Below are 18,765 nucleotides of genomic sequence, written 5' to 3'. Positions count from 1 at the left end.
GCGGTACTATGTCTCGTAATACTGAAGCAACTGACGATGTCAAAATCTGGACCGGTAACCTCAATTATAAAGAGGGGTTCTTCACGCAATTAACCACCGATGAGCTGGCGAAAGGCATCAATGAAGATGTTGTGCGGGCGATCTCGGCGAAACGTAACGAGCCGGAGTGGATGCTGGAGTTCCGTCTGAGTGCCTTTCGTGCCTGGCTTGAAATGGAAGAGCCGCACTGGCTGAAAGCGCACTACGACAAGCTGAACTATCAGGACTACAGCTACTATTCGGCACCGTCCTGCGGTAATTGCGATGACACCTGCGCCTCGCAGCCGGGGGCTGTGCAACAGACGGGCGCGAATGCGTATCTGACCGATGAAGTGGAAGCCGCGTTTAACCAACTGGGCGTACCGGTGCGTGAAGGCAAAGAAGTGGCGGTGGACGCCATTTTTGACTCGGTTTCCGTTGCCACCACTTACCGCGAGAAACTGTCGGAGCAGGGCATTATTTTCTGCTCGTTCGGTGAGGCAATCCACGATCATCCGGAACTGGTGAAAAAATACCTCGGCACGGTTGTGCCGTCGAACGACAACTTTTTTGCCGCGCTGAATGCTGCTGTCGCCTCCGATGGCACGTTCATTTATATCCCGAAAGGCGTGCGTTGCCCGATGGAGCTGTCCACCTATTTCCGTATCAATGCGGAGAAAACCGGCCAGTTCGAACGTACTATTCTGGTGGCCGATGAAGGCAGTTACGTCAGCTATATCGAAGGTTGCTCCGCGCCGGTTCGCGATAGCTACCAGCTTCACGCGGCAGTGGTGGAAGTGATCATCCACAAAGATGCCGAAGTGAAATACTCCACTGTGCAGAACTGGTTCCCCGGCGACAACAACACTGGCGGCATTCTTAACTTCGTCACCAAGCGTGCGCTGTGCGAAGGCGAAAATAGCAAAATGTCATGGACGCAATCAGAAACCGGTTCGGCCATTACGTGGAAATATCCGAGCTGCATTCTGCGCGGCGACAACTCGATCGGCGAGTTCTTCTCCGTGGCGCTGACCAGCGGACATCAGCAGGCCGACACCGGCACCAAGATGATCCACATCGGCAAGAACACCAAATCGACCATTATTTCGAAAGGGATCTCGGCCGGGCATAGCCAGAACAGCTATCGCGGGCTGGTGAAAATCATGCCGACGGCGACGAATGCCCGCAACTTTACCCAGTGTGATTCGATGCTGATCGGCCCGGACTGTGGTGCGCATACCTTCCCGTATGTTGAATGCCGTAATAACAGCGCCCAGCTTGAACACGAAGCCACAACCTCGCGCATTGGTGAAGATCAACTGTTCTATTGCCTGCAACGCGGTATCAGCGAGGATGATGCTATCTCAATGATTGTTAACGGTTTCTGTAAAGACGTCTTCTCCGAGTTGCCGCTGGAATTTGCCGTTGAAGCGCAAAAACTGCTGGCTATCAGCCTTGAACACAGCGTCGGTTAAGAGTTAAAGGATAATAAATGTTAAGTATCAAAGATTTGCAGGTAAGCGTTGAAGACAAAGCAATCCTGCGTGGTTTGAGTCTGGACGTTCGTCCTGGCGAAGTGCATGCCATCATGGGGCCGAACGGTTCCGGGAAAAGTACGCTCTCTGCAACTCTCGCCGGGCGTGAAGATTATGAAGTCGTCGGCGGCAGCGTGGAGTTTAAAGGCAAAGATTTACTGGAGCTGTCACCGGAAGATCGCGCCGGGGAAGGCGTCTTTATGGCCTTCCAGTATCCGGTAGAAATTCCCGGTGTCAGCAACCAGTTCTTTTTACAGACGGCGCTGAATGCGGTGCGGAAATATCGCGGCAAAGAGGAGCTTGATCGCTTCGATTTCCAGGATCTGATGGAAGATAAAATCAAGCTGCTGAAGATGCCGGAAGATCTGTTGACCCGTTCGGTGAATGTCGGTTTTTCTGGCGGTGAGAAGAAGCGTAACGACATTCTGCAAATGGCGGTGCTGGAACCGGATCTCTGTATTCTTGATGAAACCGACTCCGGGCTGGATATTGATGCGCTGAAAATCGTTGCTGAAGGGGTGAACGCCCTGCGCGATGAGAAACGGGCCTTTATTATCGTTACGCACTACCAGCGTATTCTCGATTACATCAAACCCGATTTTGTGCATGTGTTGTATCAGGGGCGCATCGTGAAATCTGGCGATTTCACGCTGGTTAAGCAACTGGAGGAGCAGGGCTATGGCTGGCTTACCGAACAGCAGTAACGCGCTGCAGCAGTGGCATCACCTGTTCGAAACCCAGGGCGGCGCGCGCTCGGAAGTGGCGCAACAACATTTGCAACAAATGTTGCGCTTAGGCCTGCCGACGCGCAAACAAGAGAACTGGAAATATACCCCGCTCGACGGCTTACTGAATAGCCAGTTTGTCAGCGCGAGCGCCACGGTAAACGCCGCGCAGCGTGACGCGCTGGCGCTGCCGGTGGATGCCATCAGGCTGGTGTTTGTTGATGGCCAGTTCAGCGCAGAATTAAGCGATGAAACGGCCGGTTCCGGTTTTGACGTGACGTTCAGCGACGCGCGTCATTCTCTGCCCGCGCCGGTGCAACCGGAGATGTTCCTGCATCTCACCGAAAGTCTGGCGCAGAACGTGACCTGGATTCAGGTCGCGCGCAATCAACGCCCGGCGAAACCCTTGCTGCTGATGCATATCACGCAGGGGCTGGCGGGCGCGGAGATGAACACCGCGCACTATCGCCATCATCTCGAACTGGCGCAGGGCGCCGAAGCGACCCTCTATGAGCATTATGTCAGCCTCAGCGAACAGCCGCACTTTACCGGTTCGCGTTTGACAATGGATGTGGCGGCGAATGCGCATTTGCACCATGTGAAACTGGCGTTTGAAAACCCGCAAAGCTATCACTTTGCGCATAACGATCTCCTGCTGGGGGCCGATGCGGCGGCTGACAGTCACAGCTTCCTGCTCGGCGGCCTGGTGCTGCGCCATAACACCAGTACGCAACTGAATGGCGAAAACACGCAGCTTAATATCAACAGCCTGGCGATGCCGGTGAAATCGGAAGTGTGCGACACGCGCACCTGGCTTGAGCACAACAAAGGCTACTGCAACAGCCGCCAGTTACATAAAACCATTGTCAGCGACAAAGGACGGGCGGTGTTCAACGGCTTAATCAATGTTGCGCAACATGCGATTAAAACCGACGGCCAGATGACCAACAACAATCTGCTGTTAGGACGTCTGGCGGAAGTGGATACCAAACCGCAACTGGAAATTTACGCTGACGATGTGAAGTGCAGCCACGGCGCAACGGTTGGCCGTATTGATGATGAACAGATGTTTTATTTGCGCTCGCGCGGCATTAACCAGCAGGCGGCGCAGAAAATGATCATCCATGCTTTTGCCGCTGAGCTGACGGAAGCCATTAGCGACGAAGCGTTGAAACAACAGGTTCTGGCGCGTATCAGCCAGCGCCTGGCAGGGGGCGTAGCATGAGTTTTCCCGTGAACGCGGTACGCGCCGATTTTCCGGTGCTGCTGCGTGAAGTGAACGGATTGCCGCTGGCTTACCTCGACAGCGCTGCCAGCGCGCAAAAACCGAATCAGGTCATTGATGCCGAAGCGGAATTTTATCGCCACGGTTACGCTGCTGTGCATCGGGGGATCCATACCCTCAGCGCGGAAGCGACGCAGCGCATGGAACAGGTACGTGAGAAGGCGGCAGCGTTTCTGAATGCGCGTTTGCCGGAAGAGCTGGTATTTGTGCGCGGTACGACGGAAGGGATCAACCTGGTTGCCAATAGCTGGGGCAACAGCCAGGTGCGTGCTGGCGACAATATCATCATCAGTGCGATGGAGCATCACGCGAACATCGTACCGTGGCAGATGCTATGTGAACGTGTGGGCGCGCAGTTGCGCGTGATCCCGCTCAATCAGGATGGCACTCTGCAATTAGAGGTGCTGCCAACACTGCTGGATGCACGCACGCGGCTGCTGGCGATTACCCAGGTTTCTAACGTGCTGGGGACGGAAAACCCGGTGGCGGAGATGATCGCGCTGGCGCATCAACATGGCGCGAAAGTGCTGGTGGACGGCGCGCAGGCGGTAATGCATCACCCGGTGGATGTGCAGGCGCTGGACTGCGATTTCTATGTCTTCTCCGGGCATAAACTGTATGGCCCGACCGGCATTGGCGTGCTATACGCCAAAGAGGATATTTTGCAGGCTATGCCACCGTGGGAAGGCGGCGGTTCAATGATTGCTACCGTCAGCCTGACGGAAGGCACTACCTACGCGAAAGAGCCGTGGCGGTTTGAAGCCGGGACGCCGAACACGGGCGGGATTATTGCGCTTGGCGCGGCGATCGATTATGTGAGTGCATTAGGCCTTGAGGCGATTGGCGAGTACGAACAGACGTTGATGCGTTATGCGCTGGCGGCGCTGGCGGAGGTGCCGGATTTAACGCTCTATGGCCCGGCGCAGCGCCAGGGGGTAATTGCCTTCAACCTTGGTAAACATCACGCCTATGATGTCGGCAGTTTCCTCGACAATTACGGTATTGCCGTTCGTACCGGGCATCATTGCGCGATGCCACTGATGGCGTTTTACAATGTGCCTGCCATGTGTCGTGCTTCGCTGGTCATGTACAATACGCAAGAAGAGGTGGATCGTCTGGTGGCTGGCCTGAAACGTATTCATCAGTTACTGGGCTAACGAAAGAGGCGAGAATGGCTGCATTACCCGATAAAGAGAAATTGCTGCGCAATTTTGCCCGCTGTGCCAACTGGGAAGAGAAGTACCTTTATATTATCGAGCTGGGGCAGCGGTTACCGGCGCTGAGCGCTGAGGATCATAACCCGCAAAACATTATCCAGGGGTGTCAAAGCCAGGTCTGGATTGTGATGCAGCGTAATGACGATGGCGTGATTGAGCTGGCGGGCGACAGCGATGCCGCGATTGTTAAAGGGCTTATTGCCATCGTTTTTGCGCTGTATCAGCAGATGACGCCGCAGGACATCGTCGCGTTCGATGTTCGTCCGTGGTTCGAAAAACTCTCTTTGACACAACATCTCACGCCTTCACGTTCGCAGGGTCTGGAAGCAATGATCCGCGCAATCCGCTCCAAAGCTGCCAACATTAGCTAAACTCAAAGAAAAGCTTTCATTCTGTTATGCGAGGCGTTTTTCGCCTCGCTGGTTTTCAGCTTTCTGGCGTTTTGCCAGTGAATACAGGAACGACAATGAAACGCGTGTCTTTGATAACTCTCTGTCTTTTTGGCGCGATTAGCGCTCTTTCGGTGGCTCATGCGGCGGAATATACCCTGCCGGAAAACGGGAGCCGTATCATTGGTCAAAACCAGACTTATACCGTGCAGGCGGGGGATAAAAACCTGCAAACTATCGCCCGTCATTTTGATACCGCAGCAATGCTGATCATTGAAGCTAATGACACTATTGCCCCGGTGCCGAAGCCGGGAACGGTGGTCACGATTCCTTCGCAAATGTTACTTCCCGATACACCGCGGGAGGGCATTGTGGTGAATCTTGCGGAGCTACGGCTTTATTACTTCCCACCCGGTAAAAATAGCGTTCAGGTTTATCCCCTTGGTATTGGTCAGCAAGGGCTGGAAACGCCGGTGTCTGTGACGAAGGTCAGCCAGAAAATACCTAACCCCACCTGGACGCCGACAGCGGGCATCCGCGCGCGCTCACTGGCGAACGGTATTGAATTGCCGCCGGTTATCCCTGCCGGGCCCAATAACCCGCTGGGGCGCTTTGCGCTGCGTCTGGGGATAGGTCACGGCGAATATCTTATTCATGGCACCAATGCGCAGGACAGCGTCGGGCTGCGCGTCAGTTCCGGCTGTATGCGTATGAACGCGGCGGACATCGCTGCGCTGTTTGCCCAGGTTTCGGCGGGAACTAAGGTGACTATCATCAACGAACCGGTGAAGTATGCGGTTGAGCCGGACGGTCGGCACTATATTGAGGTGCATCGCCCGTTGTCGCAGACGGTGGAAGAGAATACTCAGACGCTGCCGATAACCTTCTCCCCAACGCTGGCATCGTTTATTACCCGGGCGGGCGGCGATAAAGTTGCGATTGATAAAGCGTTGTACCGGCGTGCGGGTTATCCGGTGATAATTCCTGCGGCAAAGCAGGCCGCAAGCCCTGAAAGCGTGCTATCGTTGCAGAACAGCACGAAAGCGGCAGCCATGAATGCGGAAACGGCAGAAACGGTAACGCAGTAGGGAAGGGAAAGGGGGAAATCGCAGGCAAAAAAAATGGCGCACAAGGTGCGCCATTTCATTACAGGAACTCTTACTTACGGTAAGAGTGAGCCTGGTTGTCCAGACGCTGGTTAGCGCGAGCTGCGTCATCTTTAGCAGCCTGAACGTCGGAACGGATTGCGTTCACGTCGTTGCTCAGCTGGTCAACTTTAGCGTTCAGAGTCTGAACGTCAGAAGACAGCTGATCGATTTTAGCATTGCTGGAGCAACCAGCCAGCAGAGTAGAACCCAGGATTACCGCGCCCAGTACCAGTTTAGTACGATTCATTATTAATACCCTCTAGATTGAGTTAATCTCCATGTAGCGTTACAAGTATTACACAAAGTTTTTTAGGTTGAGAATATTTTTTTGATGGGAATACCCTTAAATTTGATCGTTCGCTCAAAGAAGCACCGACTTTGAATAAATGGTTAAAAAACGTGTGTTAAAACATCGGGCTTCCATCGGATTCATCTTAGATAATGTGCTGCTTAAATAGTGAAATCCGATTTGATTTTTTATTTAAGGTGGAGACGGAAATATAAAAAAAGCGCCGCGAGGGCGCTTTTTTAATCAGTCTAAATTGTCTGGTTATTATTACAGAACGTGGACAGAAGCGGTGTTTGTAGTGCCGCTTGGAACCAGCGCGCCGGAAACCATCACTACGACGTCGCCTTTGTTGGCCAGACCGCTTTGCAGCGCTACTTCTTTACCCAGACGGTAGAAATCGTCCGTAGAGGAGATCTCTTTCACCAGCTGTGGGACAACGCCTTTGCTCAGTACCAGTTGGCGGGCAGTGATTTCGTTAGTCGTCAGCGCCAGGATGGTTGCATCCGGGAAGTATTTACGCACAGCGCGTGCAGATTTACCGCCCTGAGTCGCTACCACAATCAGCGGTGCTTCCAGTTTTTCTGCGGTTTCAACGGCGCCACGGCAAACTGCTTCGGTGATGCGCAGCTTGCGGCTGTCGTTGTTGTAGTCAAGACGGCTGGTCATTACGCGGTCGGTACGTTCACAGATGGTGGCCATGATACCAACGGCTTCCAGCGGGTATTTACCTTTAGCAGATTCACCGGACAGCATAACGGCATCGGTGCCGTCGAGGATGGCGTTCGCGACGTCGCCTGCTTCCGCACGGGTCGGACGCGGGTTTTTGATCATCGAGTCGAGCATCTGGGTCGCGGTAATAACGACTTTACGTGCTCGGATACATTTCTCGATCATCATCTTCTGCGCGAAGATCACTTCTTCAACCGGAATTTCAACGCCCAGGTCGCCACGAGCAACCATGATGCCGTCAGAGGCTTCGAGGATTTCGTCGAAGTTGTTCAGGCCTTCCTGGTTTTCAATTTTGGAGATGATCTGGATGTTTTCGCCGCCGTGCGCCTTCAGATGCTCGCGGATTTCAACCACGTCGGAACGTTTACGGATGAAGGATGCAGCAACGAAATCAACGCCTTGCTCGCAGCCAAAGATCAGGTCTTGCTTATCTTTTTCAGCCAGCGCCGGCAGCGCGATGGAAACGCCTGGCAGGTTAACGCCTTTGTTTTCACCCAGGTCGCCGTTGTTCAGAACTTTACAGATAACTTTGTTACCTTCGATTGCGGTAACTTCCATGCCGATCAGACCATCGTCCACCAGAACGGTGTTGCCGACGTTCAGATCATTGGTGAAACCTTCATAGGTCACAGCAACAGTATCGGCGTTGCCGACCACGGATTTGTCAGTGGTGAAGGTGAAGGTCTGACCCGCTTTCAGGGAAACGTCGTTGCCGCCTTCCAGCTTGATGGTGCGGATTTCCGGACCTTTGGTGTCCAGCAGAATTGCCGCTTTTTTACCGGTTTTGCTCAATACGTTGCGCAGGTTTTTGATGCGCTGGCCGTGTTCAGCATAGTCACCGTGAGAGAAGTTTAAACGCATGACGTTCATGCCCGCGTCCAGCATTTTCGCCAGCATCTCTTCGGATTCGGTTTTCGGACCGATGGTGCAAACAATTTTGGTCTTTTTCATGACAGTTCTGGTCTTTAAGTTTGAGTTGAGAAGGATTGGGTATTCACGCTCCGGCTGGCGCACAACGGCCCCGGAGTCAAACCTGTGTTACGAAAAGAGCGATGCCACTGCCTAAGGATAGGTGACATCAAAAAAGCGTGCAGAGTAATGTGTGCCTGAGTTTCAGCCCAACGGGGAAAAGTATGATTTAAGTTTGGTCTTTTACAGTTCAATCAGCTGAAACCATTCAAGAGTGAATAGGCGGCCATTATACGCCAATTTTCAGCGAAAAGGAAAATGAAAACAGCGTTTCAAAAATCATCTGTGCAGTTTCACAACGAAGTGTTATCAACGTGTTAAGTTCGCCCAAAAATAAAAACCGCAGATTTACCGTCAAAATTGCACTTTTATCGCCAAATGGATAAAAGCAGGGCTAATTTGCGCCCCAGGTTCGCAAATTTGAACGTATAAAATCTCAACAAGTGAAACACGTTAAGTGGAGTGGCTGTAACGTTTTAGCGATGTTATTTAGCCATTCAGGATACGTAATGCCTGCTCATGCAAAAAAGGGCAGCCGGAAGCAAGGATATGACCGCCCGATTCCGGTCTCCCGCCGTCTAATGTTGTCACCACACCGCCTGCCTGCTCGATAATGGGCACCAGCGCCACAATGTCATACGGTTGCAATGCATATTCCAGACACAGATCAATCTGCCCGGCAGCGAGCATGGCCATTGCGTAGCATTCGCCGCCGTAGCGGATCATCAACGTATTCGCTTCCAGCGCCGCAAAATTGATCGCCGGAAAACGCGACACGGGTTCAGGGGAGGTGGTGTGGAAAATGGCCTGCTCAAGCGCGATTCCCCGGCGCGTCTGTAGGCGCGTTGTACCCTGCGGCCCCTGATGCCACGCCTGCTCACCATCGGCCCAGAAACGCTCGCGGGTAAAGGGTTGGTTCATCATGCCGATACGCGCGCGGCCTTCGACCGTCAGACCGATCAATGTTCCCCAGACCGGCAAACCGCAGAGAAAAGGGCGCGTGCCATCAACCGGGTCCAGCACCCACTGTAGCGGGCCGGAGCCGGTCACCCCGAACTCTTCGCCCATAATGGCGTGTTCCGGGTAGCGGGCGGTGATGATGTCGCGCATTACACGCTCCGCCTCGCGATCGGCGTCGGTCACCGGGTCAAAGCGAAACCCTTCTTTGGGTTTGCTGCCGACATGCAGATTGGTTTGCGCGCGAAAACGCGGCAGTGTCTGTTGATCTGCCGCATCGGCCAGTTCATGTAAGAAAGCGCTATCAGGCACAATATGATTCATGCGTAACTCTCCGGTGTCTTATTTGAACGCTGAAACAGCTCTTTTTGAACCTTGAATCTCTGGTTGTAGCATAACCCAGTGACAGATTATTGATTGTATACAATAAAGATTGCATACATAGCGGCTTATATGTATTTTTATGCACATAATTTGCATAAAAAGGTGGTGTGTATGTTCAGGAAGTGGATGCAGGCAGGTTGTCTTTTTGCTGCGCTGGCGAGCAGCGCGTTTGCTGCACAGCAAACTTACGTGGTGGGCGCTGGGGGAACTTATCGTCCGTTCGAGTTTGAAAACAGCCAGAAGCAGCTGGAAGGCTTTGATATCGACATCATTAAAGCCATCGCCAAAGCCGAGGATTTTAATATCAAGCTGATCAACACGCCGTGGGAAGGGATCTTCGCCACGCTGGGCTCCGGCGATCGCGACATCATTATTTCCGGCATTACCATTACCGACAAACGTAAGCAGATGGTTGATTTTTCCGCGCCTTACTTCCCGGCGGAGCAGTCGATCGTGGTCCCGGCCAGCTCAAAAGTGACCTCTCTGGCGTCGCTGAAAGATGAAAAAGTCGGCGTAGTGAACTCCAGCACCGGCGACATCGTGGTGTCAGACGTGTTGGGGAAAAACAGCACGGCGATTAAACGCTTTGATAACACGCCGCTGATGCTGCAAGAGTTGTTCGAGGATGGCGTCAGCGCGGCCGTGGGCGATGTGGGCGTGGTGAAGTACTACATCAAACAGCACCCGGAAAAACAGTTCAAACTGGTACCGGACGCGAAATTTGAACGTCAATATTTTGGTATTGCGGTGGCGAAAGGGAACAGCGAATTGCAGGCGAAAATTAACAGCGGCCTGAAGAAAATTGTCGCTGACGGTACTTACGCCAAAATTTATCAAACCTGGTTTGACGACCACGTGCCTGAATTGCCCGCGCAATAACACTTCGCTTCTTTTTTATTTCCGGCTACCGTGAACATTCCGGTAGCCGTCATTTTTTCAGGAATGACTTATGTCGGGATTCCGTTGGGAAATAATCCAGGAGTACGCGCCGTTATTTATGGAAGGCGCCTGGATGACCATCAAATGCACCATTATCTGCGTTATTTTAGGCACGCTCTGGGGCCTCACGCTCGGCCTTGGCCGTATGGCGCAGGCTGAACATGGGCCATGGAAATATGTATTGCGCTATCTGGTGCAATTTCCTGTGCGTTTTTATGTCAGCGCCATTCGTGGTACGCCGCTGTTTGTGCAGATTATGGTCGTACACTTTGCGCTGGTGCCGCTGTTCATCAACCCACGTGACGGCATTCTGGTGACCAGCGGGATCATGAGCAGCGATCTGGCGCGAGGGTTGCGCTCCGACTATGGCGCGTTTCTCTCCTGTATCGTCGCCATTACGCTCAATGCCGGAGCCTATGTGTCGGAGATCTTCCGCGCGGGTATTCAGTCTGTCGATCGCGGGCAGATGGAAGCTTCACGTGCGCTGGGTATGCCGTGGTGGAAGACGATGCGCAAAGTGATCCTGCCGCAGGCGTTTCGCCGTATTCTGCCGCCGCTGGGTAATAACGCGATTGCTATTGTTAAAGATTCGTCACTGGCTTCGGCGATTGGCCTTGCGGATCTGGCCTATGCCGCCCGCACCGTTTCTGGTGCGTATGCCACCTACTGGGAACCCTACCTGACCATTTCGCTGGTCTACTGGGTGATCACCTTTCTGCTTGCGCAACTGGTTAACCGACTGGAAAAGAGGTTTGGCAAAAGTGATTCACATTAAAAACCTGCATAAACATTTTGGCGAAAGCCATGTGCTGCGCGGTATCAGTTGCGATATCAAGCCGAAAGAAGTGGTGTGCGTGATTGGTCCGTCCGGCTCGGGGAAAAGTACCTTTCTGCGCTGTATGAACGGGCTGGAGTCGGTGAGCGAAGGTGCTGTTGAGGTGAACGGCTTTGCGCTCCACAATCCGAAAACCGATATCAACAAACTGCGCGAAAGCGTCGGCATGGTTTTCCAGCGTTTCAACTTGTTCCCGCATATGACCGTGCTGGACAACCTGATAATGGCGCCTGTGAGCCTGAAGGGGATGAAACGCGCTGAGGCCGTTGCCCTCGCGGAGAACCTGCTGGCGAAAGTCGGGCTGAGCGATAAACGTAATGCCTGGCCAGCGAGTCTTTCCGGCGGGCAACAGCAGCGCGTGGCAATTGCCCGCGCGCTGGCGATGAATCCGTCGATTATGTTGTTTGATGAACCGACATCGGCGCTCGATCCGGAACTGGTGGGTGATGTATTGCAGGTGATGAAAACGCTGGCGACGGAAGGGATGACAATGGTGATCGTCACACATGAAATGGGTTTTGCCCGCGAAGTGGCGGATCGGGTGATATTCATCGATCAGGGCGTGATTCAGGAAGAGGGGCCGCCGCAGCAGATTTTTACCGCACCCACCAATCCCCGAACCGCCTCGTTCCTCAGTAAAGTTCTTTAACATCAAGCTCTCTGCGGAGGGCTTTTTTGTTTTCCGATGACAGAAAGTGCAAAGCGTGCGATCGGACAGCGGCGGATACTGCAACGCGCCATACTTGAACGACGGTGTGGGAGCAGCAGGATCACACTCGGGTGTTATCACCTTTGTATCAAGCCTGAAGAATAAACGGAGAACAGCTATGACGATGAAAGTGCTCGGTTATGCCGCACAGTCAAATAAAGCCCCGCTGGCGCCTTTCCATTTTGAGCGTCGCGATCCACGGGCAGATGATGTGGTAATTGATATTCTTTATTGTGGCGTTTGCCATTCCGATCTGCACCAGGCCCGTAACGACTGGGGTTTTAGCCAGTACCCTATCGTGCCGGGTCATGAAATTATTGGTCGCGTTGTGTCTGCGGGAGCGGGTGTCAGCAAATTCAAACCCGGCGATTTAGTCGGCATCGGCTGTATGGTCGATTCATGTCGTGAATGTAATCCCTGCAAACAGGGGCTGGAACAGTATTGTGAAGAGGGGAACGTTCAGACCTATAACGGTATTGACCGGCACGATCACCGCCCTACATTCGGGGGCTATTCACAATCGATCGTTTGCTCGCAAGATTTTGTGTTGCGCATCCCGGAGAACCTTGATGCGCAAGCCGTCGCACCGCTGCTGTGCGCCGGGATAACCACCTGGTCACCGCTGCGCCGCTGGGGTGTGAAAAAAGGCAGTAAAGTGGCGGTGATCGGCCTTGGCGGGCTGGGGCATATGGCGCTGAAACTGGCTCACGCGCTGGGTGCGGAAGTGACGCTGTTTACCCGTTCACCGGGCAAAGAGGCCGATGCCCGTCGCTTGGGGGCGCACCATGTGGTGCTCTCTACGGACGCGAAACAGATGGAAGCGGTACACGGGGAGTTTGAGCTGATCATCGATACCGTGCCTTACACCCACGATATCAATGCTTATCTGTCAACGCTGACGCTGGATGGCACGCTGGTGTTTGTTGGGCTGCTGGGCCAGCTTGAACCGACCATTAACACCATCCCGCTGCTGATTGGCCGCCGTTCGGTTTCCGGCTCCGCGATTGGTGGTATTGCCGAAACGCAGGAAATGCTCGATTTCTGCGGCGAGCATAACATTACGGCGGATTCTGAGCTGATTCGCATGGATGAGATTAACGACGCCTTTGAACGCCTGCTGAAAAGCGACGTGAAGTACCGTTTTGTTATCGATATGAAAACGCTGAGCGCGTAAACGCAAAACGTCGGCAGGCCGCGTTTGCGGTCTGCTGCGTAACGCAGCGATAAAACAAGGGAAGTAAAAAGAAACTTAAGAATGGTGCGTCCGAATGGACTCGAACCATCGACCCCCACCATGTCAAGGTGGTGCTCTAACCAACTGAGCTACGGACGCACTGAGAGAATGGTGCGTTCAATTGGACTCGAACCAACGACCCCCACCATGTCAAGGTGGTGCTCTAACCAACTGAGCTATGAACGCAGTGTTGTGCTTGACAACGGGGACGAATATTAGCGGCAGCCCGGAGATGTGGCAAGGGGAAAATGGCAAATTTCTTCCTGAATTCACGCGATTGCGGAACAACTAACCAAAACGCCGGGAAAGTAGCCGCCATCCGGCGGCTACTGGCCTGTTAATGTGCAGCGCGCTGCAAAATGCGGGCGGAAGGCTGGCGTTGCAGGAAGCGCATCCGCAGCATCATCAAAATTGCCGCAGATGTCAGGCCGATAATAAAGCCCATCCAGAAACCGGCTGGCCCCATTCTCGGCACCACTAAATCGGTCAGCGCCAGGATGTAGCCGGCAGGAAGCCCCAGCACCCAGTAGGCGGTAAAAGTGATAAAGAAGATGGAGCGCGTATCTTTATAGCCGCGCAGCACACCGCTGCCAATGACCTGGATTGAATCGGAAATCTGATAAATCGCCGCCAGCAACATCAGGTGTGACGCCAGCGCCACGACTTGCGGATTATCGTTATAGAGCAGGGCGATCTGCTCGCGCAGCAGCACGGTGAAAATCGCCGTGACCACCGCCATGCAGACGCCAACCATCAACCCGGTGCGCGCCGCGATTTGCGCATCAAGGGTTGATCCCTGACCCAGGCGGAAACCGACGCGAATGGTCACTGCCGCGCCAAGCGACATCGGCAGCACGAACATCAGCGAACTAAAGTTGAGAGCGATCTGGTGCCCGGCGACATCGACAATCCCCAGCGGCGACACCAGCAGCGCGACCACCGCAAACAGCGTGACTTCAAAAAACAGTGCCAGCGCAATTGGCAGGCCGAGTTGCGTCAGACGTTTTAGTACGTCCATATCCGGTTTCGCAAAACGCTGGTTCTGCTGAATATCGCGCATGACGCGGGCGCGTTTCACCCAGACGCGCATACAGATAAACATCACCCAGTACACCGAGGCAGTGGCCACGCCGCAACCGATACCGCCCAGTTCCGGCATACCAAAATGGCCGTAGATAAAAATGTAATTCACCGGGATATTGACCAGCAGACCGAGAAAACCCATCACCATGCCGGGTTTGGTGCGGGCAAGGCCTTCACACTGATTACGCAGCACCTGGAAGAAGAGATAACCGGGCACGCCCCACAGCAGCGCGCGCAGGTAACCCACGGCTTTGTTGGCTAACTCCGGGTCGATGTTGTGCATCGCGCGAATGATATGGCCGGCATTCCACAGCACCACCATCACCAGAATGGAGACGGTGCCAGCCAGCCAGAACCCCTGGCCGATTTGATGTGCGATGCGATCGCGGCGCCCTGAGCCGTTAAGTTGCGCAATCACCGGCGTCAGCGCCAGCAGCAAGCCGTGTCCAAACAGGATCGCCGGCAGCCAGATTGAGGTACCAATGGCGACGGCAGCCATGTCCGTGGCGCTATAGCCACCCGCCATCACCGTATCAACGAAGCCCATAGAGGTCTGGGCCACCTGCGCGAAAATAACCGGCACCGCAAGGGCCAGTAACTGACGCGCTTCTGCTACATACTTCTGCACGTGAACACCTTTATATTGTTGTTATAAGAAAGAATGGAACGGCTTATCAGGAAGGAGTTTTCCTTGTGCTAACAAGAATGCCGCAGTGTGAAAGATGCGGCATGTGTATAAATATTACCTGCTACGGCCCCTTTTTTCCATGTTGACCATAAAGCAAAATTATTACCGCGCCGGGAGCGGGGCGCTTATCTTATCACCGGCCTGGCGGGAAAAGCAGCGGCGGGGTGAATGAGACTGGCATGGGCTATTTTCACCTGTTATTGTGCGTAAAGAACACGGCTGAGCCGTAGGAATGGAACAGGAGTGGTAAGTATGTTTACGGGTATTGTACAGGGTACGGCAAAACTGGTTTCGATTGAGGATAAACCAAATTTCCGCACCCACGTTGTTGAGCTTCCTGAAACGATGCTGGAGGGAATTGAGACCGGCGCTTCCATTGCCAACAATGGTTGCTGTCTGACCGTGACGGCCATTAATGGTAGCCATATTAGTTTCGATCTGATGAAAGAGACGCTGCGTATTACCAACCTCGGTGAGCTGAATATTGGCGATAGGGTAAACGTTGAGCGCGCAGCAAAATTCAGCGATGAGATTGGCGGCCATTTAATGTCCGGCCATATTATGACGACCGCTGAAATCGTTAAAATTCTCACCTCCGAGAATAACCGCCAGATCTGGTTTAAAGTGCAGGATCCGGCCTTAATGAAATATATCCTCTATAAAGGATTTATCGGTATTGACGGTATCAGCCTGACGGTCGGTGAAGTGACAAGCAGCCGGTTCTGCGTGCATCTGATCCCGGAAACGCTGCAACGCACCACCCTTGGCGCGAAAAAGCTGGGTCACCGCGTCAATATTGAGATCGATCCGCAAACGCAGGCCGTGGTCGATACCGTTGAGCGCGTGCTGGCGGCAAAAGAAGCCGCTGTCATCAGCAGCGAAGAGTAAAAAAACCCCGGCTTGCCGGGGTTTTTGTTTTAGCGCGGAACGCGCAGGCCGTGTTCGATACCGCGGCTGAAGACCACCTGCCACAGTTGAATATCACGTGCGCGGAAAGCGCCTGCACAAGCGTTCAGATAATAGCTGAACATCCGTTTGAAGCGTTCAGAGTAGTTGTCGGCAATTTCCGGCCAGGCGGCAAGAAAACGTTCATACCAGGCCATCAGCGTGCGATCGTAATCAGCGCCGAAGTTGTGCCAGTCTTCCATCACGAAATGTGATTCGCTGGCATTAGCAATCTGGCGTACGGAAGGCAGGCAACCGTTCGGGAAGATATAGCGGTTGATCCAGGGATCAACATTGAGATCGGTGCGTTTTGAACCGATAGTGTGCAGCAGGAAAATGCCGTCCGGTTTAAGGTTGCGATCCACCACGCTGAAATAGGTCGCGTAATTTTTCGGCCCCACATGTTCAAACATCCCGACGGAGACAATGCGGTCAAACTGCTCATTCAGATCGCGATAATCCTGCAGGCGAATATCGACATCCAGCCCTTCACAACGCTGTTGCGCCATTTTTTGCTGTTCCGCCGAGATCGTTACGCCGACCACGCTGACGCCGTAATTCTGCGCCATAAATTGTGCCAGCCCGCCCCAGCCGCAGCCGATATCCAGCACGCGCATACCGGGTTTCAGCTTCAGTTTTTCACCGATAAGCTTCAATTTCGCCCGTTGTGCGTCGTCGAGATTTTCTGCGTCTTTCCAGTAGGCGCAAGAGTATTGCATCTGCGGATCCAGCATGCGGGTAAATAGATCATTACCAAGGTCGTAATGCTCTTTACCGACAATCCAGGCCCGTTTTTTACTTTGCAGATTAAATAATCTTGCTCCGGCAATGCGGAGTGTGTCTTTGAAATTGTGCGGAAGCTGTTTTTCCAGTCCGGCGCGCAGTACTTTGGTGAAGAAGATATCCAGACGATCGCATTCCCACCAACCGTCCATATAACTTTCGCCTAGCCCGAGCGAACCTTCCTGTAAAACACGTTTAAAAAAATCCGGGTTTTTCACCTGGATATCTGAAGCGGCGGGACCGTTGACGCGGATACCTGCGCGGCTCAGTAACTCGTTTGCTATACGGAACCAATTATCATCCCGTACGCCAACTTCTTCTATACACGATGAACTCATAACTTCTCCATCACTCGCAGTGATCTGAACCTTCAAACAGCGTAGTCGCTTTTTCGGGCTTGTGAGAAATCTCACGGTTTTCACCGTGAGGCTGATATCCGACGTAGAACAGAGGAAGGGAGATGACCCTTGCCGAAAGGCCGTCCCTGGAATGACGGGCACAATCCGGTGCCCGTTACTACATAATATTTATCGTATTTATTAAAAACCGAAAATCAGTATAGGCCTCAATATCTGGTGATTCAACTTAAAGCTGTTAGCAAGCTAATCACTTCCTTGTTGATAGTCGTTAACAAATCACCCGTGCGAAGAGGAGGAGACAGCCTCATCTTTTACCGTTTCGGTATTACGCTGATGTTGCTGGCGATAGCCAAACGCCGCCAGCAGCACCATCACCACCATCACGCTGGTGGTGGTAAACAGTGGCGTGGCAATTAGCCCTGAAACCACCAGGCTTGCCAGGAAACACAACCCAAGTTGCAACGTATTTTGCAGCGCGGCTGCGCGGCCAGTTGCCTGGGGAAACGGGCGTAACGCCTGTGCCACCACAACAGGATAGATGGCGCCGTTGGCCATTGCCATAAAACAGAACGGGATCAGCAGTGCGGTCAGTGATGCCTGCGGCAGCAAACCCACGATCCAGGTGGCAATCACGCTTAGCCCAAAGGCGCTCAGCAGCCACGGAAGCAGGCGCGAACCCTGCCATTTTTGCAATGCGGCGCGGCAACCATAGCCGCCAATCAGGAAGGCAACGGTCTGCGGTACGTAGCTCAGACCAATGACTGACGGACCATAACCCATCTCGTGCAAAATAAACGGCGAACCGGTCAGCCAGGCAAAAAAACTGGCCGAGCAGGCGGCGTAGATAATGACATTGCCGCAATACGCTTTATTGCGCAGCAGATCGAAAAAGGTCAGCGGTTGTTCATGCAGCGCAGCAGTCTGCGCGGGCGTTTTCAACCGCCAGGCGGGCACCATCAGCACAAGGGTTATTGCCAGCAGCGTGGCAAAAATCGCCTGCCAGGAGAAGTGCTCCAGCATCCAGGCTCCCAGCAGAGGGGCAAGTGCAGGCGTCAGGCCCACCAGCGGCATAATGGTTGCGAAGATACGATTAACGCGGTGTGCCGGATAGTGGTCAGTGACCAGCGCCTGCCAACTGACGGTAGCGGCACAAACGCCGATCGCCTGTACGAAACGCAGCGCCAGTAACAGGCTGGCGTCCCGTACCCACAATGTTCCCAGGCAGCCAAGCGCGAAAATGGCCAGCCCGCTCAACAGAATGGGTCTGCGACCATAGCGATCCGACAATGGCCCCCACACCAGTTGTGCGACAGCAAAGCCAGCCAGAAACAAACTGAGCGTGGCGCTGACGATGGCCGGAGAGGTTTGCAAATCTTGTTGTATCGCGCTGAACGCGGGCAGGTACATGTCGGTGGCTAAAAAGCCGAGCACGCTTAATCCCGCGAGCCAGACTAAAAATCCTTTGCCAGGTTGCATTTGAGTTCTCACCTTGTTGCTTCTTCAGGGCTGTCGAGTGTAAGGAGTGCTTTTCCGCTTGTGAAACGC

At 53.6% G+C, this 18,765-nt stretch carries 17 protein-coding genes, 2 tRNA genes and 1 pseudogene; 11 read left to right on the top strand and 9 right to left on the bottom strand.

Translation table 11 applies throughout. The features are described from left to right. Window positions 1-8 precede the first annotated feature (8 nt). From sufB to ldtE, 6 genes are all read left to right on the top strand, one after another. Window positions 9-1,493 (top strand): Fe-S cluster assembly protein SufB, encoded by a 1,485-nt coding sequence (gene sufB / locus AWR26_RS14450; protein ID WP_043953738.1) that lies wholly within the window; start codon window positions 9-11, stop codon window positions 1,491-1,493. A 17-nt stretch (window positions 1,494-1,510) separates the two neighbouring features. Then, entirely contained in the window at window positions 1,511-2,257 is a 747-nt protein-coding gene (gene sufC, locus AWR26_RS14445) for a Fe-S cluster assembly ATPase SufC (protein ID WP_007374741.1), read from the top strand. Further along, complete coding sequence (gene sufD, locus AWR26_RS14440) at window positions 2,232-3,503, top strand: Fe-S cluster assembly protein SufD (RefSeq protein ID WP_064566852.1); 1,272 nt, start codon at window positions 2,232-2,234, stop codon at window positions 3,501-3,503. The genes sufC and sufD overlap by 26 nt, the downstream gene beginning before the upstream one ends. Continuing rightward, window positions 3,500-4,720: a cysteine desulfurase SufS gene (gene sufS, locus AWR26_RS14435; RefSeq protein ID WP_064566850.1), complete on the top strand. Its 1,221-nt coding sequence runs from the start codon at window positions 3,500-3,502 to the stop codon at window positions 4,718-4,720. Before sufD ends, sufS begins: the two co-directional genes overlap by 4 nt. A gap of 14 nt (window positions 4,721-4,734) precedes the next feature. Continuing rightward, on the top strand, window positions 4,735-5,151 hold the full coding sequence (sufE, locus tag AWR26_RS14430; RefSeq protein WP_043953735.1) for a cysteine desulfuration protein SufE: 417 nt from the start codon (window positions 4,735-4,737) through the stop codon (window positions 5,149-5,151). 95 nt (window positions 5,152-5,246) lie between these two features. After that, entirely contained in the window at window positions 5,247-6,257 is a 1,011-nt protein-coding gene (ldtE, locus tag AWR26_RS14425; protein ID WP_064566848.1) for a L,D-transpeptidase LdtE, read from the top strand. A gap of 70 nt (window positions 6,258-6,327) precedes the next feature. On the opposite strand, the gene AWR26_RS14420 is transcribed toward ldtE, so the two are convergent. The 4 genes and pseudogenes from AWR26_RS14420 to AWR26_RS14410 form a co-directional block, all read right to left on the bottom strand. Beyond that, on the bottom strand, window positions 6,328-6,564 hold the full coding sequence (locus AWR26_RS14420; RefSeq protein WP_007374746.1) for a major outer membrane lipoprotein: 237 nt from the start codon (window positions 6,562-6,564) through the stop codon (window positions 6,328-6,330). 309 nt (window positions 6,565-6,873) lie between these two features. Next, the gene (pykF, locus tag AWR26_RS14415) at window positions 6,874-8,286 is read right to left on the bottom strand and encodes a pyruvate kinase PykF (RefSeq protein ID WP_064566846.1); all 1,413 of its coding nucleotides are present in this window, start codon (window positions 8,284-8,286) and stop codon (window positions 6,874-6,876) included. A gap of 80 nt (window positions 8,287-8,366) precedes the next feature. Further along, window positions 8,367-8,498, bottom strand: a pseudogene (ynhH, locus tag AWR26_RS25765) (protein YnhH); the annotation flags it as partial. Window positions 8,499-8,793: 295 nt separating this feature from the next. Further along, window positions 8,794-9,585, bottom strand: coding sequence for an inositol monophosphatase family protein (locus AWR26_RS14410; RefSeq protein WP_064566844.1), 792 nt, complete (start codon window positions 9,583-9,585; stop codon window positions 8,794-8,796). A 171-nt stretch (window positions 9,586-9,756) separates the two neighbouring features. On the opposite strand from AWR26_RS14410, the gene AWR26_RS14405 reads away from it, so the two are divergent. The 4 genes from AWR26_RS14405 (at window position 9,757) to AWR26_RS14390 (ending at window position 13,302) form a co-directional block, all read left to right on the top strand. Then, complete coding sequence (locus tag AWR26_RS14405) at window positions 9,757-10,524, top strand: basic amino acid ABC transporter substrate-binding protein (protein WP_064566842.1); 768 nt, start codon at window positions 9,757-9,759, stop codon at window positions 10,522-10,524. Window positions 10,525-10,594: 70 nt separating this feature from the next. Beyond that, window positions 10,595-11,359 carry an amino acid ABC transporter permease gene (locus AWR26_RS14400; protein WP_007374751.1) on the top strand — a complete coding sequence of 255 codons (765 nt, stop codon included), beginning with the start codon at window positions 10,595-10,597 and terminating at the stop codon, window positions 11,357-11,359. Then, window positions 11,346-12,068: an amino acid ABC transporter ATP-binding protein gene (locus AWR26_RS14395; protein WP_064569025.1), complete on the top strand. Its 723-nt coding sequence runs from the start codon at window positions 11,346-11,348 to the stop codon at window positions 12,066-12,068. Before AWR26_RS14400 ends, AWR26_RS14395 begins: the two co-directional genes overlap by 14 nt. 178 nt (window positions 12,069-12,246) lie before the next feature. Beyond that, complete coding sequence (locus AWR26_RS14390) at window positions 12,247-13,302, top strand: NAD(P)-dependent alcohol dehydrogenase (protein ID WP_064566840.1); 1,056 nt, start codon at window positions 12,247-12,249, stop codon at window positions 13,300-13,302. Between the two features lie 82 nt (window positions 13,303-13,384). Here AWR26_RS14390 and AWR26_RS14385 read toward each other — a convergent pair. The 3 genes from AWR26_RS14385 to mdtK form a co-directional block, all read right to left on the bottom strand. Beyond that, window positions 13,385-13,461 (bottom strand) — tRNA-Val (locus AWR26_RS14385). Window positions 13,462-13,471: 10 nt separating this feature from the next. Next, a tRNA-Val gene (locus AWR26_RS14380) sits at window positions 13,472-13,548 on the bottom strand. Window positions 13,549-13,699: 151 nt separating this feature from the next. After that, window positions 13,700-15,073 (bottom strand): MdtK family multidrug efflux MATE transporter, encoded by a 1,374-nt coding sequence (gene mdtK, locus AWR26_RS14375; RefSeq protein WP_043953730.1) that lies wholly within the window; start codon window positions 15,071-15,073, stop codon window positions 13,700-13,702. Between the two features lie 312 nt (window positions 15,074-15,385). Between mdtK and AWR26_RS14370 the strand changes: the two genes are divergently transcribed. Next, the gene (locus AWR26_RS14370; protein WP_043953729.1) at window positions 15,386-16,021 is read left to right on the top strand and encodes a riboflavin synthase; all 636 of its coding nucleotides are present in this window, start codon (window positions 15,386-15,388) and stop codon (window positions 16,019-16,021) included. Between the two features lie 29 nt (window positions 16,022-16,050). Here the strand turns inward: AWR26_RS14370 and cfa are convergent, their stop codons facing one another. Then, complete coding sequence (gene cfa, locus AWR26_RS14365) at window positions 16,051-17,199, bottom strand: cyclopropane fatty acyl phospholipid synthase (protein WP_064566838.1); 1,149 nt, start codon at window positions 17,197-17,199, stop codon at window positions 16,051-16,053. A 297-nt stretch (window positions 17,200-17,496) separates the two neighbouring features. Continuing rightward, window positions 17,497-18,696 (bottom strand): purine nucleoside transporter PunC, encoded by a 1,200-nt coding sequence (gene punC, locus AWR26_RS14360; protein ID WP_064566836.1) that lies wholly within the window; start codon window positions 18,694-18,696, stop codon window positions 17,497-17,499. Window positions 18,697-18,765 lie beyond the last annotated feature (69 nt).

This window comes from Kosakonia oryzae, assembly GCF_001658025.2.
Taxonomy (GTDB): Bacteria; Pseudomonadota; Gammaproteobacteria; order Enterobacterales; family Enterobacteriaceae; genus Kosakonia; species Kosakonia oryzae.
This window is presented reverse-complemented; position numbering and strand designations above follow the sequence as displayed.